Source organism: Fodinibius salsisoli (genome assembly GCF_026229185.1).
Taxonomy (GTDB): domain Bacteria; phylum Bacteroidota; class Rhodothermia; order Balneolales; family Balneolaceae; genus Fodinibius; species Fodinibius salsisoli.
Map to the genome: position 1 here is coordinate 204,395 of NZ_JAGGJA010000007.1, position 26,357 is coordinate 230,751.

A 26,357-nucleotide genomic window follows, 5' to 3' on the forward strand; every position below is an offset into this window, starting at 1 on the left:
ATTTTTTCCTGTGGACGGGAAAAGTTGTAGGCATTCATGCCGCTTTAAATGCCAAACTAGGTGCCTGTAGGTTTACTAAGATGTTCACTTACATATTTTTTGACAAAGTTTGAGGCTTTATAATATTGAGATTTTACGGTATGAATAGAAACATCCAGGTATTCGGCAACTTCATTATTGGTTAGCCCTTCTTTAACCCGCAATCTATAAACCTCACGTCTTTTGTCCGGCAATTCTTCAACCGCTTCTTGATAAAGACCTCGATACTGAGCAAGATCTATAACATTACTGTTTTCCAAACCATCCATTTTCTTTTCGTAGGAAAGGGTTACTCTCTTTTTAAGCTTGCGTTTATCACGGTCAATAAGATTTAAAACATGGTTTTTTAAAGATGTGAACAAGAATCCCTTTAAAGATCCTGACTGATTCATCTTCGCCCTATGATGCCATAACTTTAGAAAAATATCATGAACAGCATCTTCTGCTAGTTCTTTATTTCTCAAATATTTTTTTGCAACCCGATATAATGATCGGTGATATTTATCATATATTTTTTTAAATGCAGTTTCACTACCCTGCTTAAGCCTGCCCAACAATATCCTATCTTCGTATCCGCTACATCCCATATAGTAAATTAATTAGCCATAATTATAAAAAAACCTAAACATATAACATATTTATACAAATATAAATAAAACTAACACACCCCCCTTCTCTTATTTTACATAAAGTGAATAATTAATCAAGTAATAATCAACTATTTTAAATCAACAACTCTATACTACCCAATACTTATATTTTTATTTTGTTGTTTGAAGTATGGTATTTTGCGAATCTGATCTGATTTATAAATTTTGCCTGCAACAGTATGACGAACGCTTATTTTTCTACTGGGGATTACATCCGAAGTATTTTAGCCATTATTCTCTTCTTTGTCATTTTTTTGATCGCCACCCCCTTTATACTATTACTTCTTATCCTTTCTTTTGGGAAAGCTACGAATTTTATCATCGAATCTATTGCCCCTTTACTTGTGCGACCGGTATTTAAAATTTTAGGTATTCAGTTTAATATAAAGCTACATACCGATGAAGTAGCAAGTCCGGCCATTTTCATCATCAACCATAGCTCTACCCTCGATATGCTCACCCTGTTGGCCTTGGGACTCCCCCGCGTTCGGTTTGTAGCTAAATGGCAGTTTCAATATAACCCCCTATTTTTATTGCTGGGGCGGCTTACCGGACAAATATTTATCCGTCGGGATAAGTCGGACCAAGCGATTGCTACGCTGCAAAAAACCTATAAACGCATTCAGAAAAACAGCCTATCCGTTATGATGGCGCCCGAAGGCTCTCGTAAACATCCTGGTGTTATAGGTCCGTTCAAAAAAGGTCCCTTTCGTATGGCCATGGACCTGGACTATCCCATAGTCCCCATCTATTTTGAAGGAAATCGCAGGCTCAGCAAGGGCGGTTCATTGATCACAAAACCAGGAACCCTGACCGCTCACATACACGGACCTATCAGCCCTACAGAATGGAACCTGGAAAACCTTGAAGAACAGATTGCCGGCGTTCGAAAAAAATATCTGCGTTGGGCAGGAGTCAAAGAATGAGTTGAATAATGTCCCTCCTCACATATAAATACACGGAATGTTTTTTTCCCTGATGAAGTTGACAAAAACGTTACCTATGTTAGCAAACAGAATACAATTAGAATTGAAGACATTATTAAAATATGATTTATCGCACTTTAGGAGATAGTGACTTAAAACTTTCGGCTATTACATTTGGTGCCTGGGCTGTCGGTGGCTGGATGTGGGGCGGAACCGACCACCAACAATCTGTCGAAGCAATCCAGGCCGCATATGACCACGGAGTTACCTCTATTGATACGGCTCCGGTATATGGACAGGGACTTAGTGAAAAGATTGTGGGCGATGCCATAAACGACATCCCGCGAGATAAACTGCAGATTCTTACCAAATTCGGCCTCCGCTGGGATACCGATAAGGGGCATTTCCGATTCCCAAGCAAAGACAATGACGGCAATGATCTGGCCATCCATGAATATGCCGCAAAAGAGAGCGTGATCAAAGAATGTGAAGAAAGCCTGCAGCGGCTGGGAACCGACTATATCGATCTGTATCAGATCCACTGGCCCGATCCCACCACCCCAATATCAGAAACGATGGAAGCCCTGATACAGCTCAAAGAGCAGGGTAAAATTCGGGAAGCCGCCGTTTGTAATTACGATGCAGGGCAACTCAAAGAAGCCAACGAAACGATCAATATTGTTTCCAACCAAGTACCGTACAGCATGCTTCGCCGTGATATTGAAGAGGAAGTCGTGCCCTATTGCCTGGAAAACAATAAAGGCATCCTGGCTTACAGTCCGTTACAAAGAGGACTATTAACCGGGAAAATGACGCCCGGCCAAGATTATGAAGAAGGTGATGCTCGTGCCGACAGCCCCTATTACTCGGATGAAAATATTAAGCGCACGAATGCTTTCCTCAATGCCATCCAACCTATTGCAGATAATCACGATGCTACGCTGGCTCAGCTGACGATCCAGTGGACCATCCAGCAGCCGGGCATCACTATTGCTCTGGTTGGTGCGCGTAATAAAGAACAGGCTACACAAAACGCCAAGGCGGCTGATATTACCTTATCAAATGACGAGCTAAGCAAGATCAATGACGAGCTGGATGCCTTGGAATTGGATCTTGATTAAATAATCGTACTAAACATCAGGAGTTAAGCTCCCTCTAAACAAAGAAGTTTTAAGAAATGGAGGTTGCCGAGTTGGTAGCCTCCATTAATTAAAACGCTGATAAAAGATTCCGAAACAAGTTCAGAATGACATGATTGAGTGGATTTGCCAAGCCCTCTTCTACGTTTTCTCGATCCAAGCATAATTCTATGCTCTGCGCAGAGCTTTACCGTCAATCCTCCTGTCCTCCTTCTCCAAGGAGGAACTCATTATTGTAAATGAAAGCTACAGAATGTTAAAAAAACTACCACCAAAAGCCCCCCTTGGAGAAGAGGGATTTAGGGAGATTGACTCTGCTTAATAGCTTTCAAATCATTATTTCAACTGGTAACCGCTTTACTGCTATATATTCCATATTTATAAGCTACAAACAATCATCACAAACCTACTTCCCTATCGCTTCATGCCCCAATGGAAGTTGTTCAATCACATCCAGGGCCGGGGTTGGATCTCCCATAATATAGAAATGAATGCCCGGCGCTCCCTTCTCCAACAGCTCGGTGCACTGCTGGGCTGACCATTCTATGCCAATAGATCGTGCTTGCGTTGGATTGGCTTGCACCTCATGGGAAAGTTCCTCAGGAATGTTAAGGTGGAAATATTTGGGCAAGAAATTGAGATGAGCATCCCGGGTTAAGACTTTTAATCCCGGTACAATGGGACACTCAATGCCTGCATCCCGGCACTTATCCACAAACCGAAAGTAGGCCTCATTATCAAAAAACATTTGCGTCACGATGTAGTCACCGCCGCGATCCACCTTGTTTTTAAGCATTTGGATGTCAAAATCGAGGTTCGGCGCCTCAAAATGCTTCTCAGGATAGCCGGCCACACCTACACAGAAATCTGTTTGGTGCGCATTCGTGATATTCTCCAGATATTGCCCGCTATTCATATCTTTGATCTGATCAACCAAATCTACAGCAAACTGATTAAACGTACCATTTTTAATTCGGGGAACAGAATCATCGGCCTTATCTCCCCGGATAGCCAGCACATTATCTATACCCAGATAATTCAGCTCGATGAGGGCATCCTCCGTTTCCTCTTTGGTAAATCCTTCACAAATCAGATGGGGCACCGGATCTACCCCATACTTATGCTTAATTGCCGCACAAAGCCCGATGGTCCCCGGTCGTTTCCGCTTGATATGCCGCTTAATGGTGCCATCACTCAGTTCCTCATAATGCGATTCCGCCGCATGGTAGGTCACATCAATAAAGGGCGGATTGTATTTCATAACCTGATCGAGCGAATCAAATACCTTCTTGACCGACCCTCCGCGTTTGGGAGGAATAATCTCAAAAGAAATTAAAGGCTCATCCGATCGGTCGTAATGTTCAATTACTTTCATTTAGTCTGCTATTCTTTGTATCTTCTGTATCCAAAAATGATCAACCGTTACAGGCTTTTCTAACGAAAAGTCCTAAAGTGTAAAGGTAATCACTTCGTAGCTCAGTTGAAAAGTTTTTGTGCAACGCAAGAGCCTCCTTCTAAAAAGTGGCTCAAAGCACCTTATATTAATTACCTGAAAGACAGATACATGAATTTCGATCAAATTAAGGATCTCCTGCAAGATCGTATCCTCATTTTGGATGGCGCGATGGGCACGATGATCCAATCTCACAATCTTACAGAAGACGACTACCGGGGCAAGCAGTTCCAAGACTATCATACCGACCTGCAGGGCAACAACGACCTTCTCAGTATCACACAGCCCGATCTTATTAAAGGTATTCACCGCTCCTTTCTGGAAGCGGGCTCCGACATCATTGAAACTAATACGTTTAACAGTACCTCCATTTCCCAGGCGGATTATGACATGGCGGATCTGGCCTACGATCTAAATGTGGCCGCTGCCCGGAATGCGCGAGAAGTGGCCGATGAGGTTACCAAACAAAATCCGGACAAACCCCGATTAGTGGCCGGAGCCGTTGGGCCCACCAATAAAACACTGTCGCTCTCTCCCGATGTGGAAGACCCCGGTTACCGTGCTATCACCTTCGATCAGCTCAAAAAATCGTACCGCGAACAAATTCGGGGCCTGGCCGATGGCGGCGTGGATATGCTGCTGGTAGAAACCATTTTTGATACGCTGAATGCCAAGGCAGCCATCTATGCGATTCACAAACATGCCGAAGAGACCGGCCAGGAACTGCCGGTCATGATCTCTGGTACCATTGTAGATCAAAGTGGACGTACCCTCTCGGGGCAGACGACCGAAGCCTTCTGGATTTCTATATCTCATACCAAGAATCTGCTCAGCGTTGGACTGAACTGTTCGCTGGGATCCGATCAAATGCGTCCATATATTGAAGAACTGGCACGTATTGCGGATTGCCATACCAGTCTCTATCCCAATGCCGGACTGCCCGATGAGATGGGCGAATACAACGAGACGCCCGAATTTATGGCGGATCAATTGCGTGACTATGCAGAATCTGATTTTGTAAATCTTGTAGGAGGTTGCTGTGGTACTACCCCAAAGCATATTAAAGCAATTGCCGAAGCAGCGAAGCAATGTGCGCCACGACAAATCCCAGAACAAAAACCTTATTTAAGACTCAGCGGACTCGAACCATTGGTCGTCCGTCCCGATACCAACTTTGTGAATATCGGTGAACGTACCAACGTAATGGGCTCCCGCAAATTTAAGCGGCTTATCAAGAATGAGGAGTTCGAGGAAGCCCTTTCGGTAGCGCGCCAGCAGGTAGAAAACGGTGCCCAGATTATTGACATCAACATGGATGAGGGCATGCTGGATTCCCAAGAAGTGATGGTAAATTTCCTGCAGCTGCTGGCTGCAGAGCCCGACATTTCGCGCGTGCCCATCATGATTGACTCTTCCAAGTGGTCCGTCTTGAAAGCAGGACTGAAAGCAGCCCAGGGCAAGTGTGTGGTTAACTCCATCAGCTTAAAAGAAGGCGAAGAGCAGTTTAAAGAACAAGCTCGTGAAATCCTCAACTTTGGGGGTGCTGTCGTCATCATGGGTTTTGATGAGCAAGGGCAAGCCGACAGCTATGATCGGCGCATCGAAATTGCGGAACGGGCCTACAACATCCTTACTGAAGAAGTGGGTTTTGCGCCACAGGATATCATCATGGATCCCAACATCCTGACGGTGGCCACCGGTATTGAAGCACACAACAATTATGCCGTTGACTTTATTGAGGCTACCCGATGGATTAAACAAAACCTGCCGATGGCTAAAGTCAGCGGTGGACTTAGTAACATTTCATTTTCTTTCCGTGGTAATAACAAAGTGCGCGAAGCCATGCACGCGGCTTTTCTCTACCACGCCATCCAAGCCGGCCTTGATATGGCGATCGTAAATGCAGGGCAGCTGGAAGTCTACGAGGAGATACCCGATAAACTGCGCGATCTTGTGGAAGATGTGCTCCTTAACCGACGCGATGATGCTACGGAACGCTTGGTGGATTATGCCGAAGAAATCAAAGGTGAAGACACTGAGACGGAAGAAAAAATCCAAGAATGGCGCCAGGAATCTGTCGAAGAACGTATTAAACACGCGCTGGTGAAAGGCATCGTCGATCATATTGTGGATGATGTGGAAGAAGCCCGACAGAAATACAATCAACCTATTGAAGTTATTGAAGGTCCCATGATGTCGGGTATGGATGTCGTCGGGGACCTCTTTGGATCGGGCAAGATGTTCCTTCCACAGGTGGTAAAAAGTGCCCGCGTGATGAAAAAAGGAGTGGCCCACCTCATCCCCTTTATTGAAGAGGAGAAGGAAAAGAACCAAAATAGTAAACCAAAGGCCAAAGTACTGCTGGCTACTGTCAAAGGAGATGTTCATGACATCGGTAAAAATATTGTGGCCGTCGTGTTGCGCTGCAACAACTTTGATGTCATTGACCTGGGCGTGATGGTTCCGGCAGATAAAATTTTGGAGGAAGCCCGACAAAACAATGTGGATATTATTGGCCTCAGTGGGCTCATCACTCCCTCTCTGGATGAGATGGTGCATGTAGCCAAGGAATTGAAACGTGAAGAATTTCAGCAGCCCCTGCTTATCGGAGGCGCCACAACCTCGCGCATGCATACCGCTGTAAAGATAGAACCAAACTACAATCGGCCGGTGGTGCACGTACTGGATGCCTCGCGAAGTGTATCCGTGACGGGTAACCTTGTTTCCCAGACACTGCGCGAGGAGTTCGTTAAGAAAAAGAAAAACGAATACTTAAAACTCCGGAAACAGCACGAAAGTCGGTCCAATCGCAAGACCTATCTTTCGCTGGAAGAGGCTCGCGCCAATGCCTCCGATATTGACTGGTCAGCCACGGAAGTTAAAAAGCCGGCCCAGTTAGGCCGGCAGGTTTTTGATAACTATCCGCTGGAGGAAATCCGCAATTACATAGACTGGGGACCGTTTTTCATTGCCTGGCAGATGAAGGGCAGCTTTCCCGCCGTACTCGAGGATGAAAAGTATGGCGAAGAAGCACGTAAACTTTTTGACGATGCCAATGCGCTTCTGGACAAAATTATCGACCAGAAGTTACTAAAAGCGCGGGCGGTACTGGGACTTTATCCCGCGAATGCTGTCGGTGATGATGTTGAACTATATACCGACGAGAGCCGATCGGAAGTGTTGACGACCTTCCATACTCTTCGTCAGCAGGCCCAGAAACGACGCGGACAGCCAAATAAGGCACTCGCTGATTTTGTAGCTCCCAAAGAAACGGGCATTGCCGACTATATGGGCGGCTTTGCCGTGACCTGCGGCATTGGCGCCCCAGAGCTTGTGAAACAATTTGAAGAGGACCATGACGATTATAATGCGATTCTCACCAAAGCACTGGCCGACCGACTGGCCGAAGCGTTTACAGAACTTCTTCACGAAAAAGTACGAAAAGATATCTGGGGCTATGCACCGGAGGAAGATTTCGATAACGAAGCACTGATTCGCGAAAAGTATACTGGTATTCGTCCGGCTCCCGGCTACCCGGCCCAGCCCGACCATACCGAAAAACGCATTCTGTTTGATCTCCTTGATGCCAAAGAGCAAGCTGGTATCCATCTCACCGAACACTACGCCATGCATCCGGCTGCTTCGGTTAGTGGACTCTATTTTTCCCATCCCCAATCTGATTATTTTAATGTGGGTAACTTCAAAAAAGACCAAATTGAAGACTATGCCCGGCGCAAAGGCATGAGTGTGGAAGAAATAGAGCGTTGGTTAAGCTCTAACCTGAGTTATGAACCGTAGTTTTAACTATAACTGGGCTTTCAGTCAGTAGTGATTATATTTAATGGTTACTAAGTTTCAAAAGTTTAGTAATCATTATAAAACTATTTATTAAGGATTAGGACTATCATTACTTCCCTAGCAAATGGAACCAATATTTGGATGCTTATCTCGATGTTTGGGCTTACTGTTTAATACCAAATCATTTCCATTTTCTTGTTCAGATCAAAAACAAAAAAGAATTATCGAATGCAGACCTGACAGGTTTACAAAACCTGTCAGGTCTTATTTCTAAAAAATTTAGTAACTTCTTCAATTCATACACAAAGTCGGTTAATAAAAAATACAGCCGTCATGGTAGCTTATTTCAAAAGCCTTTTAAGAGAGTAAAAGTTGAGTCAAAACAATATCTTCAGCACCTGATCCACTATATCCATCATAATCCAATTCATCATCATCTGGCCGAATCTTATCTGGATTGGAAATATTCATCCTATTCAGCTATTCTAACCCAACATTCAACTAATATTGAAAAACAGAAGGTATTGAAGCTATACCAAGGCAGGGACAACTTTATATCTCATCATCAAACGATGAAAAACTATAACAAAATAAGTCATCTTCTTATTGATTAGACACATTATAAGACATGCCAAGTTTTGAAAACTTGGCATGTCTTATGTTAGACTTCAGCCGTTTTACTTCACTGGCTGTAATTCCTGAATACTCTTGGGGTCAACTATTCCCCTTACTTCCTGGAAGTTATTCAAATCAACATTGTTCGACTCCACAAATTCTACTGGTAAAATAGCCACCCAAAAATCCTGATTCTGGGTGTAACCGGACCCAAGCGTACCGAGATCAATATTTCCCTGCAGAAAAAGCTGCACATCATCAACCGTATGGTCGAAGGAATATTGAAATTGCCCATCATCAAAATAAATTGTTGCAGGAAGCTGCTGCCATATGCCGTTGCCAGTTTGTTCATCCTCTCCATACTTCCAGTAAACCACTATAATGTCGGAAGAAAACGCCTCAGCGCCATAATCAGAAAAGAAAAACTGCTGCGAATAATTATTATTCGCATTAAAAGTTGCTTCTACACCAAAGCCCTGACCAATGGGTCCCGAACCCCCGGGAGGTCCCTCTGGCCCGACTGGCCCCCGTTCTCCCTGACAACCAACAAATAAAAGTACGGAAAATATAAGGCTAAGGTATTTCATAATTATCTTCTTTTAAGGTTAATAACAATTAATATTTTTTATTACTGATCTTTTTGTTGAGTTGTAACGTCTTACTCCAAGGTAATATTCGTCAAATTCTCTGCATTCGCATGATCATGTGATCCTCAATAACTGACTACTATAATTTCCTCACATTATGATGTGATTGATGATAACCACTTTGCCTTATAGATTCTTTATAAATGTAAGAAAGTTACGGTGGTTATGTATCGATTGGCATTAATAGGTTCGGCCCTTACGATCCTGCTTGCTTCATGCTCTCCCAGACCTGTATTTCGAATGCACCCCCAGGCAGAGCAGACCTCTTTTGAGCAAGGTACAGAATATGTACAGATTGAGCGGAATGGAGTCATACTAACGATGTCATATTATCGGCATCTTTCTGATCAGTTTGTCATGGATGTTGAAGTAGTAAATGAAACCGATTCGCTCTTACGTGTCGATCCGACTCAATTCTCGTATGATGCGCTTAAATACATTTCTCAGGATACCTCAAACCTGCCTCTTATTTCTTCTCGACGTGCTATTAATCCCGAACTACAACTGCTGGAAAAGGACCTCCAAATTGCTCAGACTGAGGCTAACCAACGAACCGGTGACCTTTTGCATGCCATCGGTCAAACAGCTTCTATTGTGAATTATGCCACCGCCGATTCTCAAGAAGAGCGGGAGGATATCAGTCAACGAAGCGAGGAAGCCAGTATCAATCATGAAATCAACCGCCAACGACGAGCGTTCTACAAATCGGGATTACGTGATCAGCGTGAGGTTTGGGAGATTGATGCACTACGCAAAACCGATCTTTTTCCCGGTGAATATGTTCGGGGATATCTCTTTTTTAAAAATGAACCTGACGCCCGAGCCTATATTTTCTATTTCGACTCTGCCCAGGCTCTTATTGAACTCCGGTATCTCCAAAAGAGATATAAAAAGAAGGAGGGGGATATTATTCTCTACTAACTAAGAAGAGTCCTACTTCTTTTAAGCGAATTAGTTGTAGCTCACTGAACCACTTCATCCAAAGCAATATCCACAATTTGTTGTCGCAACGCATCTAAATTGAAATAATATCCATTTTCCTGGGGCCCGCTATTCTGCCGATTCGTTAAAAATATAATGGACAACTCATATTTGGACACCACTACGATGCTCGTTCCTGTAAATCCGGTATGACCGAAAGTTCCTTCCGGAGCGCCTTCGGCAGCAATAAAATCTTTATCCATAGCCCAGCCAAGGCCATTCCCAAAACGATCTTTGGTTAGAAAGGTATCAATGGTCGCAGAAGAGATAATCTTTTTACCTTCAAACGTCCCTTCATTTATTAACAGATCCACAAGTACCTGCAGGTCATCTATGGTAGAAAAAAGACCTGCATGACCTGCTATCCCCTGGTTGGCATACCAAGCATTGCCATCGTTTACTTCGCCTTTAAGTGTATAATTTCGCCAACCATCCCATGACTTCGGATCAGCGTCCACGTTATAACCAAAACTATCATCATAAACCATCCGCTTTTCAAAAGGGTTGCCGTGTGAAGTCGCTGCTATCTGCTCATAACCATTATCCAGGGGATTAAAGGTTGTTTGTTCAAGATGAAGAGGCTGATAGAGTTCTCTTTGCACATATTTGTTTAACTCGTCTCCAGAGACTCGCTCAATGATATCCCCAAGCAACATAAAGCCCAAATCGCTGTAATGTCGTCCCTCCCCAACGGGCCATTGTAATGGTACTTGTCTTACATAGTGGTAGCGTTCTTCCTGATTGGAGGCATAGTAGTAGGTTGGGAGCCATTGTGGAAGCCCGGAAGTGTGAGTTAGCAAATGTCGGACCGTAATCTTTGATTTCGTTCCCTCTCCAAATTCAGGAAGGTATTTATAAATAGGAGCGTCCAGATCAACTTTGCCCTTATCCACCAGTAGCATGATGCCAAAAGTGGTAGCACAGACTTTCGTCAGAGAGGCAAGATCAAAAAGATAATTCGTAGTCATAGCTTCCGGCTTTGTCAAACGCTGCATGCTATAACTATACTTCTGAGCAAAGCCATAGGCCGCCCGATGCAGAATGGAATCTCCGCGCTTAATTTGGATTACACTTCCCGGAATGTTCTCTGCATCAATGGAGTTCTGGATGAGACTGTCAACAGCCAACAGATGTGGAGCTTTGGCCTGTTGTGAGGCTAAGTCAGTTGAGCATGCTGCTAATCCAAATAGCAGAGCCCAAATAGCCATTAATGATGCGTTTCTCATCCCCTATTTTCCTCAGAGTGTTTATTCAAGATCATGCTGTATCCTATCCTTTAGCGACTCCTGACCCATTGAGATACTTTACCTGCGACTAAAACAATAAAACTACCGGCAACCGTATAGAGCGGCCAGGCAATAGCCAACCCTTCGCCCGGCAGCAGCTCTTGCAACGGACCTTTAACCATAAACAGTAATGAAAGTAATCCTACGAAGAAACCGATAAGTGCGTCTTTGGTATTCGGCTTAGAAAACAGGCGTCCGAGCAGGAAAGCCCCGAGGAGTCCTCCATAGGTGTAGGAAGCAATGCCCAGACCGAGCTCTACGACAGCAGGTCGTTCACCAGCCTGCAATTGTAAATAGGCAAAGAAAAATGCGGAGCCCGTTAATATTACCGCCCAAACGGTCGTGAAGATTCGTGAGATCCGTAAATCTTCAGCCGGAGTATTTTGCTTTCCGAAATAGGGTTTGTAAAGATCAAAAGTGGTGGATGAGGCCAGAGAATTGAGGGAAGAGCTCAAGCTACTCATTGCTGCGGCAAAAAGTGAGGCTACAATCAGGCCCGACATACCAACGGGTAGTTGTTCTACAATAAATTTGGCAAAAATTTCGTCGGTGGTTGCCAGTCCCAATTGCTGAGCAGTTTGGGCATCATAAAAAGAATACAGCAATAAACCGATGAAAAGAAATAGGCCAAACTGGAGCGCCACGACAATTCCGCTGCCAATCAATGCTTTTTGGCTATCTTTTAAATTCCGGGTGGTGAGCAAGCGCTGTACAATGAGCTGGTCGGTTCCATGCGAAGCCACAGAGAAAACGGCTCCCCCAATCAGGGCCGTAAAAAAGGTATAAGGCTGAGCAATGAAATCCGCGAAGGCCTGTCCAAAACCAAAATCAACTAGTTGCAATTTGTTTGTCTGTGCCGCCAGTTCCATTGCTCCACTCAGTCCATTAGGCAAATCCATAACCATAATGACTCCTGCAAAAATAGCTCCACCGACATAGACTACCATCTGCATGACGTCCATCCACACTACTGCTTTTATTCCTCCAATCAGGGTGTAGACAAGAGTAATAACCGAGATGACAGCAATTGAGAGCAGGTACACTTCTACATCACTCCAGCCGGTAAAAGCTCCTCCCAAGCGCAAAATAATAGCCAATGGAATGGCTGTTGCAAACAGGCGAACCCCGTCAGCGAGTAAGCGAGTAACCATGAACGTGGTACTGGCGGCATTGCGCATAGAATCGCCAAAGCGTTCTTGTAAAAACTGATAAGCAGTCGTTAAATTTCCTTCAAAATAGGCTGGTAAAAAGAGGGTACTAACGAATATTCTACCGACAATGTATCCCAGCGTTATTTGAAGAAAAGTGAGGTTTCCCCCATAAGCTACAGCGGGAACACTTATAAAAGTGAGAGTACTCGTTTCAGTTGCTACGACAGAAAAAAGAACGGCCCACCATGGAATGTCATGGCCACCCAGAAAATAATCAGATGTATTTGACTGGCGCCCGGCGATTCGAACACCAAGCCAAGCCACACCCAACAGGTATCCCAAAATTATTATATAATCGACGTAAGAAAATTCCACCCTTCCCCTTTTTTTACCTTTTTATCATTTACATTTGCCGTAAAATAATGTTACTTACGAACCGAAATTATAGAGTATTTTTATTGTAACCCCAAGAAATAATCATTGGCTTATTTTTTAACTTAGCCAATAAAGGAATACAACCAGATCAATGACTTACTATAAGGAAACTGATAAGACCACTTATTACGAAAACATCCCCACAAATATCTATCAGGATGCCAGTACTGCTTCTAAAGAAGTGGCAGAGGAGATAGCCCAACTTATCCGCAGTCGTGATGAAGCGAACAAAAAAACCGTGCTGGGTTTAGCAACGGGTTCTACTCCTACGGGAGTCTATAAGGAGCTTGTTCGCATGCACAAAGAAGGTGCGCTTTCCTTTAAGAACGTTATTACCTTTAACCTCGACGAATACTTCCCGATGGAGCCCCATTCGTTGCAGAGTTATGTTCGGTTTATGAACGAGCACCTTTTTGATCATATTGATATCCCTGAAGATCAGGTTCATATTCCTGACGGCACGCTCGACCGGGATGAGGTTGCAGAATATTGCCAGCAATATGAGCAAAAAATACAAGAAGCAGGTGGTTTAGACATTCAGCTGCTGGGGATCGGTCGGACAGGGCATATCGGTTTTAATGAACCGGGCTCGCGTCCAAATTCCCGTACTCGTCTAATTACACTCGACCGGATTACCCGTAAAGATGCGGCCAGTGACTTTTTTGGGGAAGAGCATGTCCCACGCCGCGCTATCACCATGGGAGTAGGTACAATTCTGGATGCCGACAAAGTGATCCTGATGGCCTGGGGTGAGGGTAAAGCCCCTATTATTAAAGAAGCGGTCGAAGGCAGTATCCGTGAACAAATTCCGGCCACCTATTTGCAGGAGCATCAGAATGCCCAGGTTATCCTTGATGAAGCCGCAGCTGAAAAACTCACCCGTCAAAAAACGCCATGGATACTTACCACCTGCGACTGGGATGATAAATTAATGCGGAGAGCCGTTGTCTGGTTATGCCAAGAAGTAGAAAAACCGGTTCTCAAACTCACTGATGAAGATTATAACGAACACGGAATGGGCGATCTATTGACTCAACATGGTCCCGCTTATGACATTAATATCAAGATATTTAATGAGCTACAGCACACCATTACCGGCTGGCCCGGCGGTAAGCCCAATGCTGATGATACTCATCGGCCAGAGCGTGCAACGCCCTTCCCAAAGAGAGCTGTTGTGTTTAGCCCCCACCCCGATGATGACGTTATCTCGATGGGAGGAACGCTTATTCGTCTTGTTGAACACGGCCATGAGGTTCATGTAGCTTATCAGACTTCCGGTAATATCGCTGTCTTTGATGCCGACGTTGTGCGGTTTATGGATTTTGTCTCTGATTATAATGACATGTTCGATATGGGGCAGGAGGAAGCCGATCAAATGCTTTCAAACATCAAAACCTTTTTAGAAGAAAAACAACCCGCCCAGGTAGATTCGGATGAAATTAAACACATTAAGGGTCTGATTCGACGAGGCGAAGCCAAAGCTGCGGGACGCTATTGCGGTATTCCCGAAGATCAGCTGCATTTCATGGATATGCCTTTCTATGAAACCGGACGCGTTAAGAAAAAACCACTCTCCCAGGAAGATGTAGACATTACCGTAGATCTGCTCCGTGAGGTTAAACCTCACCAAGTGTATGCTGCGGGCGACCTTTCCGATCCCCATGGAACACATCGAGTATGTTTAGAAGCCATCTTCAAAGCCTTGGAAGAGTGCAAAGATGATGACTGGATTGATGACTGCAAAGTCTGGCTCTATCGCGGAGCCTGGCAAGAGTGGGATGTTAATGAAATTGAAATGGCTGTACCACTTAGTCCGGAAGAACTGACCAAAAAGAGGAAAGCTATCTTTAAACACCAATCTCAAAAAGACCGTCCGCTCTTTCCCGGTGCTGATCCCCGCGAATTTTGGCAGCGCTCGGAAGAACGGAATCGAGGCACGGCTCAACTTTATGATGCTTTGGGCTTTGCTGAATATGAGGCTATCGAAGGCTTTGTGGAATACAAAGGGCGGCAAAAATAATGTGATCACCTTAGCTTTATTTAAATGGCGTGTACCTAAAAGTACACGCCATTTACAGTTAATTCCTGATAAATCGCTTTTTGCTATTGACTCACTATGCGTGGTAGGAGAAATTGGTCATCCGGGAGCAAGAGCTGCCAGGCGGATAGCAAGCATTTTCACTACCTTGCCTAATGACTCTTAATATACTCTAAGAAATGGGCCAACGCCTTACCTCGATGGCTAACCTGATTCTTGATATCAGTATCCAACTCAGCAAATGTTTTTGAGTATCCCTCTGGCTGAAAGACAGGATCATATCCAAAACCCCCGTTTCCTCTTTGCTCAGTCAGTATCTTTCCACGGCAAATTCCCTCGAAAGTATGGGGTCCATTCCCAGAAACTAAGGCTACCACCGTACGAAACTGAGCATCCCGATTATCTGAGTCAACGCCTGACAATTCCTCGATCAGCTTCAGTACATTTTCCTGGTAGGTTGCCGACTCACCCGCATATCGTGCGGAATAAACACCCGGTCGACCATTCAAAGCATCCACTTCCAGACCCGTATCGTCAGACAAAGACGGCAAGCCCGTTTCTTGATAAACGTATCGGGCTTTTTTTAGTGCATTCCCCTCGAGGGTATCCCGATCTTCAATAACTTCTTCCAGATCCGGAAAATCATAGGTTGACTTAAGCTCAATGCCCAACGGTGCTAATGTTGACTGTAGTTCTTCTATTTTATCTTTATTCTGGGATGCTAATACCAAGGTCTCCATAACTAATTACTAATGCCTCGTTTTAGATTTTCACTTGTAGGGTGTCCAAAATTTCCCGGGCTTTGTTTCCATTCAAGCGCGGACCAAATTGTGATACTACCTTTGAGCCTGCCAAACTTGCTAATTTTGCTGCCTCATGGTCACTTAGTCCATTTGTAATACCATATAAAAAGGCACCGGCATACATATCGCCCGCTCCATTAGTATCAACTGCTTGAACTTCATGAGGGGAAACATCAATAAAGGAACTCCCATCATATACCATGGATCCATGCTTTCCTTCAGTAATGACAATTTTTTGGGCCAGATTTTTTAACGTGTCCCGGGCTTCAGCTAAATCCTCTTTGCCAGTATATATTTTTGCCTCCTCGGCATTACAGAAAAGTAAATCGATAGAATCTCCAATCAATTCTTTGAACCGCCCTTTAAAAGCTTCCACAATGGAAGGATCCGAAAGCGTTAACGCTGTTTTAGTATTATGTTTCTGGGCCATACTTTTCGTCAACTTCATTGCTTCATGCCCTTTTTCAGAGGCTGCCAGGTAGCCTTCAATATAAACGTACTCAGAATGTTGAATAGCTTGCTCATCCACTTCTTGTGTTGAAAGCTCAGCTGAAATACCCAAGTACGTATTGAGTGTACGTTCTGCATCATCAGTGACCATCACCAGGCATTTACCGGTAATTCCTTTTTCTCGCTCCTGCCGGTCAAAATTGGTATTAATTCCTACCTCATCCATGTTCTTCAAGTAGCTGTCGCCAAAGGCATCAGCCGCTACTTTGCACGAATAGAAAGCGCTTCCTCCAAATTGGTTGATGGCATATAATGTGTTTGCGGCAGAACCACCGGGCTTTTGAACGGCTTCAGCGTGATTAATATCGTCAATCAATTTAAACTGCAGCTCTTGATCTACCAACGTCATCACCCCCTTGGAGATGTCATGCTTATCAAGAAACTTATCCGTTACTTCGAATTCAACATCAACCAAGGCATTACCAATGCCATAAACATTATACTTCTTCATAGAAAAGTGTTGGAGTAAAAAGATATGGTTAAAAATAATAAAGCAGCTAAAGATAAGAACTATCGATAGCCTAAGAAAGTAGATAGGAGTATTTAATCAAAAGACACCTGGCCTTTACAGCCGGTGCCTTTTGAAAACCTTAGATTTTTAGCAATAAACTAATTATGTGCGATAGGATCTGGATCTCCATCAGGGTCACCACTGGCAGTACCATCTGCGCTTGGATTACCGTTTGTTACCAGTAAAAGACCTGCTACATGGGGAGCAGCCATGGAGGTACCACTTATCGTTGATGTGCCTCCCGACTCCCAAAGAGAAAGAATATCTACTCCAGGAGCAGCAAGTTCGACTGGTGGATCGGTAGGACCAGACCAATTAGAGAAAGAAGCAAAGGTATCAGTATCATCCGTAGCAGAAACGGTCCATACATTATTATATTCAACGCGGGCCGGCGAATAGTTGTTTGCATCATCCCCGTCATTACCAGCGGCAATAGAAAAGTAAACTCCTTGGTCAGCGGCATTACGGACGGCATCATCGACGGCGTCGGATGTTCCTCCTCCCAGACTCATATTGGCTACATCGCCCGCAGATGCATTAGCTGCTACGTAATCAATGCCGGAAATGACACCAGAATAAGACCCACTTCCACGATCATCGAGGACTTTTACAGCAACTACTGTTGCTCCCTCAGCAACTCCGACGACATCAATGTCATTGTCAATAGCGGCGATGGTACCGGCAACATGGGTACCGTGTCCATTGCCATCATCCGGGCTACCTGAACCGGGACCTTGTGAAACGAATACGGCGCTACGCTGCGTGTCCACATTTAAATCAGGATGATCCAGGTCAATCCCCGTATCAATAACCCAAGCGGTACCATTACTTGCCGTGGCTCCTCCAATTCGAGTGATCCCCCATGGTGTTGTTTGACTTCCCCCTCCACCATCGCTGTCTTTGCAAGATGGCCAGGGCGAACAGGCTCCCGGCGGGGCAAGCGTAATAAACCGATCTTCTTCTACATAAGAGACTCGTTCATCAGTCCGAAGCCTTGCCAACTGTTCGGCATCCAGTTTAGCTGCAAAGCCTTTGAGCGCCGTATTATACTCTCCCACTACTGCATTCGATGCAATGGTATAGTCTGCCAGTATCCTGCTTCGAACTTCTTTTACCTTCTTTACATCCGATAAAGCTTTTCCTTTTGGACCTTTATCATTAAATACAACGATATACTGTCCATCAATAGCTTTGCCATCTTGAGTGGCTAATTGCTCCTGTTCTTCTAAGTTTTGATTAGTTGTCGGCTGATCACAAGCATATAGGCCAAATGAAAGAATTATAGCTAATATACTAATTTGTAGGTATGTCTTTTTCATAATAAGTAGGATAGGTTAATTAACATTTCCCTCACCATCTGCTGATGATTTACTTTAATTTACAATAATTAGACAATACTAACATTCTATCCATACCTTCTGTGAAAATCAACCGCTATAATGAATGTTGCCTTAGCCTGAAATTTGTCCTCCCTCAATTATTATTGATCAAACTAAGTCTATTGGATATTGAGAGAACTAAAGCGACTTTAGGTTTGGTTAAAACATACACCGATGTTTTATTTCAGATTCAGTACTATATTAACGCCGTTAATGGCAGTATCTATTTCCCTCTTTTTGTTAAAAATCACGAATCTCTTTCCCATTATTATCCCTAATGAATAATCTCATAACATTCTTAAGGTATCGTCTTCAACAAGATCTGCCCGGCAAAGGGGCCCAGCTTCAAATGGCTCCCAAACCTGTATCAGAAGGACCTAATCGACCAATGTCTCCCGATAGTTCGGCCTCTCCCAGCACTGTTTTAATATTACTTCTGCCCAATGATGAGATGAAATGGGAACTTGTTCTAACGCTGCGAAGTGACAACATTGATCATGGTGGACAACTAAGCTTCCCGGGTGGACGGGCAGAACCTAATGAAACGCCTGCCGCAACGGCCCTGAGAGAAGCCAATGAAGAAATAGGTATTGCTACCCAAGAAGTAACGATAATTGGAGAATTGAGCCCCCTCTATATCTCTCATTCCAATAGCCAGGTAACGCCCGTTGTGGGATATATGGACTCTATCCCCGATTTTATCGCTAATCCCGACGAAGTGGAAGAAATATTTTCTGTTGAACTTAAATCACTGGCGACCAAAAAGAATCTGATCGAAGAACAATGGAAACTGCAAGACCATCACTATCATGTTCCCTACTGGGATGTACACCGCGTCCCGCTTTGGGGAGCCACAGCCATGATGCTTAATGAATTCCTGGATTTATACCGAGAGTTTGTGGCAAAAGAACCTTAGTTATTGGCTAACAGTCAAGAGGGTTTTTCAATCAAAACCTATTGTTTTATTATTCCCAACTGATACACCAATACTCCAACCGCTATCAACTCATCCAGTTGTTAGAATGAACCAACCGATTCTCATCCGACTGGTACACTGCAAAGTCAAAGCCCGGCTGAATGCTGTACCCTCCATATTGCCCCTGCTTATTTACGGCAATAAACCCAACTTGAATATTTTCAACGGATTCATTTTTTTCAACAATACGCTGTACTGCTTTCCTGCAAGCCGTTTCCGGATCATCGCCGTGACGCATATTTTCGACGACCAGGTGGCTGCCACAAGTTCGTATGACTTCTTCTCCCAGTCCGGTAGCCGCAGCCGCACCAACCTCATTATCGACAAACAGTCCGGCGCCGATGAGCGGAGAATCACCAACCCGACCATGCATCTTCCAGGCAGCTCCGCTGGTAGTGCAGGCTCCCGACAGGTTGCCATCTGCATCCAGCGCCAGCATACCAATGGTATCATGATTCTCAATATTTATTTCGGGTTGGTAGTTTGCATCCTTTTTCCAATCCTGCCAATCACTTTTGGAAGCCTCCGTTAACAGGCTTTCCTTTTCAAATCCCATATCCAGAGCAAAATTGAGGGCGCCTTCGCCAACTAACATTACATGGGGCGACTCCTCTTTCACTTTTCGTGCCACTGATATCGGATGCTTTATATCTTGCAGAGCGGCAACTGAGCCACACTGTTCTTTTTCATCCATAATACAGGCGTCCAGTGTAACAAAACCATCACGATCGGGATAGCCCCCATAGCCAACGGTACGTACTTCCGGGTCGGCTTCTGGAATACGAACGCCTGCTTCTACAGCATCCAGTGCAGATCCATTCTTAGACAAAACGTTCCAGGCAGCTTCATTTGCCGGCATCCCATGCTTCCAAGTAGAAATTACAGTGGGGCCACCCATCTTTTTAGAGAATGAGAATATATCTGGAGACCAGTTTTGTACAGGAATAAGACCACCTAAAGCAGTTAGTTTTAGAAAATTCTTTCGGCTAATCATATAGCTGTTTTTAATTGATGAGAGATATAACCAAATATGTGGATAGTTTCTGTATTTTAGCCCGTTAGCAACATTTTTGCAGAACTCAATATCCACAACCAGAATGGTCCAAGTTTACAAAAATTGCATCCTAATTACACTTCCTTTTTCATGGCTGGATTAGTCCTGCAACAAATTGGCGGCTTGCTGGCCTACCTCCATGCCGATGGCAATACCCATGCCACTGAGCCCGGCAGCAACATAGCTATGTTCGGCTAATTGTTGCACAACAGGGGCCTTAGTTGGCGTAAATCCCATAATGCCGGACCATTCTTCCTCTATCGTCCAACCATCTGGCAAACCCAACACCTTAGAAGTAAAATCGATCAAATGGTTTTTGATTGATGCATTGACACCAAAAACATCCGTCTCCTCCTCTTTCTGTGCCATATTCCGAGCACCCCCGATAAGTAATTGATCCCCGATATTTCGGAAGTAGATATACCCTCGATCATGATGAAAAGTGCCTTGCCAAGGCATCTGCTCCTGCGCATTGGTCACCAAAACATAACCGCGCGCTGGTGTAACCTCTAATTTTGGCAGTAATCGCCGAGTAAATCCATTGGTAGCCAGAAGCACCTTTCGGGTAGAAAATTTCGAGCTATTAGTCCCGACCAAACTCCCTTCCTTATCTATTGCCTGAACGCGGGTGTTCCAACGGATTTCAATACCCGCATGCAGAGCCTTCTGCACTAAAGCTTGCATCATCTTTCCCGGGTGCAAAGCACCCTCCAAACGATTATAGATGACCGGGTAGCCCTCTAACTTTTGGGAAGTGTAAACCTCTTTTTCATCCAGAAGCTCTTCCATCCAGCGATTAAATCGATCTATTTTGGAAGCCACAATTTTGAACTTTGAATCAGAGGTAAAAAGCTCATATCCCCCACAAGGATCATAATTTATGGCTTCTTCTCCCAGCGTCTGCTTCAGGAGCTCAAGTCCCCGGTAGCGCCGGACAATGCGTGCTTTAATATTTTCTTCGGATGTTTTTTGAAGATCTGCCAGGTGCTCTCCAATGGATCCAATGCAGGCAAAGCCGGCATTCCGAGTGCTGGCGCCCTTTGGAAAAACGCCCCGTTCCAGCACCGCTACACGCGCCGACGGATGCTCTTGCTTATAGAACAGGGCTGATGAAAGTCCCACGATACCCGCACCGACGATGATCAAATCATACGGCTGGAGGAATGTTTCTTCTTCCCAGAAAGACGGCTGTGTCATGGAAGTTAGATGTTAGAAATTGGAAGTTGGAGGTTACCACTAAATTGCTCTGATAAGCGTCCACGCTTATCATCTTTATGTTATTTCAAGCGTCCACGCTTAAAACAGCGAGGTCTTGCCTTGCGAAATAAAAAATCCAATAACCATTAATGTTTTACTTCCGGCAGATCCTGAAAAACCAACGAGGCCATTAAGGCAGCTCCCGTCTGGAAACAGTCCTCATCGATATTGTATTGGGGATGGTGCCACGGATAAACGGCTCCAGAACTTTCGCCACCAGACCCCAGAAAGAAAAAAGTCCCTGGAAAGTGTTGTTGGTAAAAGGCGAAGTCTTCGCCAGCCATCAACGGCTCATCCATCAACTTCACCTGATCTGCGCCCAACAGTTTACTTGCCGTATCAATCACGTTGTCGGCCGCCCATTCGGTATTAATGACCGCAGGGTAGCCCTCATCAAAAGTAAAGGTATAGTCACCGCCCGAGGCCTCGGTGATACTCTTTACGATGCTCTCAATCCGATCCCTAATCAAGTAGGCCGTTTCCTGGTTAAACGTTCGCACCGTCCCCAATAGCTCCACTTTTTCGGGGATAACGTTATGTGCAGATCCTCCGGATATTTTACCTACGGTTACGACAGCCGGTTCGGTGGGATTTACACTTCGGCTTACAATCGTCTGCAGCTGGGTAATGATTTGGGAAGCCATCACAATGGGATCAATAGCTTCATGCGGTGAGGCGGCATGACCACCCTGACCAATAACTTCAACTTTGAATTCATCCGGACGAGCCATCAGCGGGCCTTTGCGGAGTGCAATTTCTCCGGGTGCTAAATTCGGATTGGAATGTAATCCATAAATGACATCTATGCCCTTCTCCTGTAGATACCCCGTTTTGCAGAGCAGACGCCCTCCACCCGGTAGTTTCTCTTCGCCCGGCTGAAAAATAAGCAAGACCGTCCCTTCGATTTGCTCTTTCAGATCCGATAAAATATGGGCCGTACCCAACAGGTTAGCGGTATGGCTGTCATGTCCACAGCAGTGGGCAACGCCTTCATTTTGGGACATAAACTCCTCTTTGTGCTCGCCTTCTTCATGGATGGGAAGCGCGTCAATATCAGCGCGGAGTGCAACCACCCGATCCGACTTGATGCCCCCTTCCAGAACGCCTACACAGCCGGTATCCAGTGGACGATCGACAGGAATTCCCAATGCATCCAATTTCTCGACGATAAATTTGGTGGTCTCTACTTCCTGGTAACTGAGCTCCGGGTGCTGATGCAAATGACGCCGAATGGCAACCATCTCATCCTGGTACTTTGCTGCGCGTTCCTGTAGGGCACTCAAATCCATAATCACAAAATATTTTTATAAAAAAATAACGACTGAAACTAAAAATAGGTATTTTAGCGGAAGTTCATGAACTTATTTTGTAACCTTCTTTATGGACCATCGTATAGAATGTAGGCTGCATTAACATCCATCAACCAAACGCCATTGACCTATGAAAAGCCGAAACAAAACCTGGGAAGTTATCGCAGCAGGCTGCGCCTTTATGGCACTCAGTGTATATCTCTTTAACCCTGTTGACACTATAACCAAGGATCCCATTAAAGTTCACAAAATGCAGATCCAAGTTCCCAATGCTCCCGAGCCCCCAACGGCTCCCCCTGAGGTTACTATTGATTTACAAAAATTAGAGAAGCTTGAAAAGCTTAAAGAACTGGAACACGTTGAGCAAGAACTCCAAAAAGTAGAGAAAGAGCTCGAAAAAGTTTCTATCCAGCTAAATATGGATCTGTCTTCCCTGACTGGCCTCCATCATTTACCTAAAATTTTGATACATTCTAATTAATCAAAGTTAGAATTAGAGACCTATAATTAATGTCCGAAGAACCTACCGGCAATGGTAATCGACTCGTTGAAACACGTGATGGCTCACACACCGTTTATTCTTCCCAATTTGACCAGCACTACCATAATCCCAATGGTGCCGTAGCCGAAAGCCGCTACGTGTTTTTTGAACAAACCGGACTACTTGACAGACTGGCCAGCGCCAACCAAATCACTATTTTTGAAGTAGGTTTTGGCACGGGACTTAACCTGATGCTGCTAATGGATTACTACCTTAGCGAAGATAGCCAAGCTAAAATCACCTACTTCTCCGTTGAAGGATTCCCCCTCCAGCCAGACACCGTTACCAATTTCAACTTTACCAACCACCTCACCCACCCGGAAGCGCAACACGCCGTTACTGATTTCTTTAGCCAAATTAAAAAGGGTAACAACCAATTCCAGATTGCGGACCGGATTTCTGTCCATTTATTCAATGGCCTGTTTGAAGATATAGATTGTAAAAAACAAGAGGTGCAGGCAAACTATATTTTTCACGATGCTTTCTCCCCGGATGTGAATGGCGAACTTTGGACGGGTGAAACTTTTAAGAAGCTTAGAGCATATAGCGCCGATGATGTTATTTTATCCACCTATTGTGCAGCCTCCAAAGCCCAGGGAGCTTTGGCTTGGGCCGGCTGGAAGGTTGGCAAAACCCGGGGAGCGCTGGGCAAACGCGAGATGATTTTAGCTGCCCTGGATTCCCACCAATTGGAAGGTTGCAAGCAAGTGAATGAAGAACGTTATGCCCGCCGCTACGAACAAGGCGATTTTGATTAACCTTACCTGGTCATTCCCCTGACTTCGTCACCTAAAAATGGCAACAGTGACCAACCCAATAGGTGCTCTTATCTTAGGTTTCTTGCTCACAGAAACGGTGCAATAACTCTCCCAGAAATTTTTGGCCATATACCTTGTTGATATGATCCATATCGGCAAGTATTACCAAGCGATCCTTGCTCCTTGAAAAGGCTACATTTAATAATCGAGGAACGGCCAAGCCATTTTTCTCTTCATCAAAAGGACGTACCGAATAATGACGCCGGTTGCGATAGGATCCTTCTCCACTCATAACGGTATCAAAAATGATGACCTTCTTTTCTCGTCCCTGGAAGGTGTGGATAGTCCCAACCTCAATGTCTCCATAACCCTCGTCATAAAGCTCGCCCCGAATATCGTAGACCGTACTCCTGAACGGCACAATAATGCCAATTTCATCCATCGGTACATGATTCTTCAGCACCAGGCGTTTCAGGATACGTATCAAAATAATAGTATGCACTTCGTTGACCGGACTAAAGCCACGCCCTTCGTCTTTTTGGCTCAGTTCGGGACCATATTTCTGACTGTCTATGACATTGACGGTGGGACTGCTATCCCTATTTTTCCCGGAAGGGGTTGTAATAGAGTCCGCATCAGAATCAGCGGTCTTAAGTCGTCCTTCATAAAAGACCGAGCTCAACACTTCTGCCAGGTCTTTATTGAGTCGGTACTGCGTGTCGAAAAAGGTGGTCAATGGGCGATTTTTGTCATGCCAGGAAAATAAACCTTCCGTGCTTTGAGCCTTGGACACATACGTAAAAATATCCTCTTCCAGGAATTTTCGGGCATCCGTATTGTCTGTTAGTGCAATGGGTGGTAACTGCATAGGGTCGCCCACCACCACGATATGATCTTTTGCTTTGGCCGCCAGCGCCATCAGGTAGGGCAAGTTGGCCATCGATGCTTCATCAATAACCACCGCATCAAATTCCTGTCCGTCAAAAAGATCTGAAGTGCAGACCTTGGCCAGCGTAGTGGCCACCAACTGCATCCGTTCCAGCTCTATGCGTTCATTGACGGTCATCAGGCGATCCACCTTCTCCTCCAGTGCAGCCTCTCCCCCATGTTTATCCACTCGTTCGCCCAGCTGGTGGATCTCTTCATCCAACTCCTCCGGCACCGTTTCCCCTTCATCCATCAGGTTGTCGATTTCCTTCTGGAGCTTCTGGTATTTTCCCAGCAAATTCGAAAGGCCGGCAGCCTTCTGTTCCTGTTGACTGGATTTCTCTTCAATATGCCGGTCAAACAGCACTTGCTCCAGGCGTTCACTATCCAGTGCCAGCTCTCCATACCGGGTAACCTTTTCCTCTAAATGCTCTTTTTCTATGGATGTCAGCGCCTCAAGTGCGCTTGACAGCCCCACATCCACCGCGCGATTGGTATTGGCGGCAAAGAGCACCCGTTTCCGCTTAATGAGGTAATTAGCCATGATAAAGCCGAGCGTTGAGGTCTTGCCCGTCCCGGGCGGCCCCCAAACGTACAGTACCTTATTCTGGAGGGACTTGATTAACGACTCATGCTGCGCCTCATTTAGTTTGCTGTCATCCAGCACCCGGGTTTGATCATCATCTTCGTGATGCTTGTACGAATCCGGATAAAACAGCCGGCCCATCCGCTCACGTGGCGTATCATCCTCATAATCGAGCAGCTTTTGCAGCTCCGTTCGCAGCTTACGCAGCACAAAATCATTTTCCCATTCCAGGCTTACTTTGGATAGCATATCCCCAAAATTATGCGGAAAATGCAGCACGGCCTTCTCATCAGAGACCTCCACCGGATAGAGTTCAAACTCATCGTCATAGCCTTCCATCTCGGCACGGATCACTTCAGCAAAACGAAGCGAGGTGTTTTTGGAATCAAACTCATAGTAAAAAGCTCCCGGGGGATGATCCTCGCGCCGGACGCCCTCAAAGAGTACATCCTGCGCCGGTTTTTGGCGGACGGCATCTATTTCTGCTTCAATGGCTTCTATCGCCCGCTCTATAAGTTTTTTAACCTTTTTATTGCTCATTATCGATGTAAAATATTCTGTGTTCTAAATCTCGCATAAAAGACGGT

At 45.0% G+C, this 26,357-nt stretch carries 20 protein-coding genes; 8 read left to right on the top strand and 12 right to left on the bottom strand.

Going from position 1 to position 26,357, the window contains the following annotated elements; genetic code table 11:
• Window positions 1-56: 56 nt before the first annotated feature.
• Window positions 57-626 (bottom strand): RNA polymerase sigma factor, encoded by a 570-nt coding sequence (locus tag J6I44_RS11995; protein WP_265766376.1) that lies wholly within the window; start codon window positions 624-626, stop codon window positions 57-59.
• A 242-nt stretch (window positions 627-868) separates the two neighbouring features.
• Here J6I44_RS11995 and J6I44_RS12000 point away from each other — a divergent pair, with 242 nt between their 5' ends.
• Window positions 869-1,615: a lysophospholipid acyltransferase family protein gene (locus tag J6I44_RS12000; RefSeq protein WP_265766377.1), complete on the top strand. Its 747-nt coding sequence runs from the start codon at window positions 869-871 to the stop codon at window positions 1,613-1,615.
• Between the two features lie 122 nt (window positions 1,616-1,737).
• A complete protein-coding gene (locus J6I44_RS12005) occupies window positions 1,738-2,736 on the top strand; it encodes an aldo/keto reductase (RefSeq protein WP_265766378.1) in 999 nt (332 codons plus the stop codon).
• A gap of 424 nt (window positions 2,737-3,160) precedes the next feature.
• Here the strand turns inward: J6I44_RS12005 and J6I44_RS12010 are convergent, their stop codons facing one another.
• Window positions 3,161-4,129 carry a methylenetetrahydrofolate reductase gene (locus tag J6I44_RS12010; protein ID WP_265766379.1) on the bottom strand — a complete coding sequence of 323 codons (969 nt, stop codon included), beginning with the start codon at window positions 4,127-4,129 and terminating at the stop codon, window positions 3,161-3,163.
• Between the two features lie 189 nt (window positions 4,130-4,318).
• On the opposite strand from J6I44_RS12010, the gene metH reads away from it, so the two are divergent.
• Entirely contained in the window at window positions 4,319-8,005 is a 3,687-nt protein-coding gene (gene metH / locus J6I44_RS12015; RefSeq protein ID WP_265766380.1) for a methionine synthase, read from the top strand.
• Window positions 8,006-8,682: 677 nt separating this feature from the next.
• Here the strand turns inward: metH and J6I44_RS12020 are convergent.
• On the bottom strand, window positions 8,683-9,207 hold the full coding sequence (locus J6I44_RS12020) for a hypothetical protein (RefSeq protein WP_265766381.1): 525 nt from the start codon (window positions 9,205-9,207) through the stop codon (window positions 8,683-8,685).
• Between the two features lie 225 nt (window positions 9,208-9,432).
• Here J6I44_RS12020 and J6I44_RS12025 point away from each other — a divergent pair, with 225 nt between their 5' ends.
• Window positions 9,433-10,188: a hypothetical protein gene (locus J6I44_RS12025; RefSeq protein ID WP_265766382.1), complete on the top strand. Its 756-nt coding sequence runs from the start codon at window positions 9,433-9,435 to the stop codon at window positions 10,186-10,188.
• A gap of 41 nt (window positions 10,189-10,229) precedes the next feature.
• On the opposite strand, the gene J6I44_RS12030 is transcribed toward J6I44_RS12025, so the two are convergent.
• Complete coding sequence (locus tag J6I44_RS12030) at window positions 10,230-11,474, bottom strand: serine hydrolase domain-containing protein (RefSeq protein WP_265766383.1); 1,245 nt, start codon at window positions 11,472-11,474, stop codon at window positions 10,230-10,232.
• A gap of 50 nt (window positions 11,475-11,524) precedes the next feature.
• On the bottom strand, window positions 11,525-13,060 hold the full coding sequence (locus J6I44_RS12035) for a sodium:solute symporter (protein WP_265766384.1): 1,536 nt from the start codon (window positions 13,058-13,060) through the stop codon (window positions 11,525-11,527).
• Window positions 13,061-13,211: 151 nt separating this feature from the next.
• Here J6I44_RS12035 and nagB point away from each other — a divergent pair, with 151 nt between their 5' ends.
• Window positions 13,212-15,140, top strand: a complete 1,929-nt coding sequence (nagB, locus tag J6I44_RS12040) for a glucosamine-6-phosphate deaminase (protein WP_265766385.1) — start codon at window positions 13,212-13,214, stop codon at window positions 15,138-15,140.
• A gap of 170 nt (window positions 15,141-15,310) precedes the next feature.
• Here the strand turns inward: nagB and rdgB are convergent, their stop codons facing one another.
• From rdgB to J6I44_RS12055, 3 genes are all read right to left on the bottom strand, one after another.
• Complete coding sequence (rdgB, locus tag J6I44_RS12045) at window positions 15,311-15,898, bottom strand: RdgB/HAM1 family non-canonical purine NTP pyrophosphatase (RefSeq protein WP_265766386.1); 588 nt, start codon at window positions 15,896-15,898, stop codon at window positions 15,311-15,313.
• Between the two features lie 22 nt (window positions 15,899-15,920).
• Window positions 15,921-16,922, bottom strand: coding sequence for an adenosine kinase (locus J6I44_RS12050; protein WP_265766387.1), 1,002 nt, complete (start codon window positions 16,920-16,922; stop codon window positions 15,921-15,923).
• A 158-nt stretch (window positions 16,923-17,080) separates the two neighbouring features.
• Entirely contained in the window at window positions 17,081-18,301 is a 1,221-nt protein-coding gene (locus J6I44_RS12055) for a S8 family peptidase (RefSeq protein ID WP_265766389.1), read from the bottom strand.
• A gap of 337 nt (window positions 18,302-18,638) precedes the next feature.
• Between J6I44_RS12055 and J6I44_RS12060 the strand changes: the two genes are divergently transcribed.
• Window positions 18,639-19,277: an NUDIX hydrolase gene (locus J6I44_RS12060; RefSeq protein WP_265766390.1), complete on the top strand. Its 639-nt coding sequence runs from the start codon at window positions 18,639-18,641 to the stop codon at window positions 19,275-19,277.
• An 85-nt stretch (window positions 19,278-19,362) separates the two neighbouring features.
• Here J6I44_RS12060 and J6I44_RS12065 read toward each other — a convergent pair whose 3' ends face one another.
• From J6I44_RS12065 to J6I44_RS12075, 3 genes are all read right to left on the bottom strand, one after another.
• Window positions 19,363-20,331: an isoaspartyl peptidase/L-asparaginase family protein gene (locus tag J6I44_RS12065; RefSeq protein ID WP_265766391.1), complete on the bottom strand. Its 969-nt coding sequence runs from the start codon at window positions 20,329-20,331 to the stop codon at window positions 19,363-19,365.
• Between the two features lie 159 nt (window positions 20,332-20,490).
• On the bottom strand, window positions 20,491-21,588 hold the full coding sequence (locus tag J6I44_RS12070; RefSeq protein WP_265766392.1) for an NAD(P)/FAD-dependent oxidoreductase: 1,098 nt from the start codon (window positions 21,586-21,588) through the stop codon (window positions 20,491-20,493).
• 146 nt (window positions 21,589-21,734) lie between these two features.
• Window positions 21,735-22,937, bottom strand: a complete 1,203-nt coding sequence (locus J6I44_RS12075) for a M20 metallopeptidase family protein (protein WP_265766393.1) — start codon at window positions 22,935-22,937, stop codon at window positions 21,735-21,737.
• A gap of 151 nt (window positions 22,938-23,088) precedes the next feature.
• Here J6I44_RS12075 and J6I44_RS12080 point away from each other — a divergent pair, with 151 nt between their 5' ends.
• Both J6I44_RS12080 and mnmC2 read left to right on the top strand, forming a co-directional pair.
• Window positions 23,089-23,439, top strand: a complete 351-nt coding sequence (locus J6I44_RS12080) for a hypothetical protein (RefSeq protein ID WP_265766394.1) — start codon at window positions 23,089-23,091, stop codon at window positions 23,437-23,439.
• A gap of 29 nt (window positions 23,440-23,468) precedes the next feature.
• A complete protein-coding gene (gene mnmC2 / locus J6I44_RS12085) occupies window positions 23,469-24,257 on the top strand; it encodes a tRNA (5-methylaminomethyl-2-thiouridine)(34)-methyltransferase MnmC2 (protein WP_265766395.1) in 789 nt (262 codons plus the stop codon).
• Window positions 24,258-24,330: 73 nt separating this feature from the next.
• Here mnmC2 and J6I44_RS12090 read toward each other — a convergent pair whose 3' ends face one another.
• Window positions 24,331-26,310, bottom strand: coding sequence for a DEAD/DEAH box helicase (locus tag J6I44_RS12090; protein WP_265766396.1), 1,980 nt, complete (start codon window positions 26,308-26,310; stop codon window positions 24,331-24,333).
• Window positions 26,311-26,357: the final 47 nt, after the last annotated feature.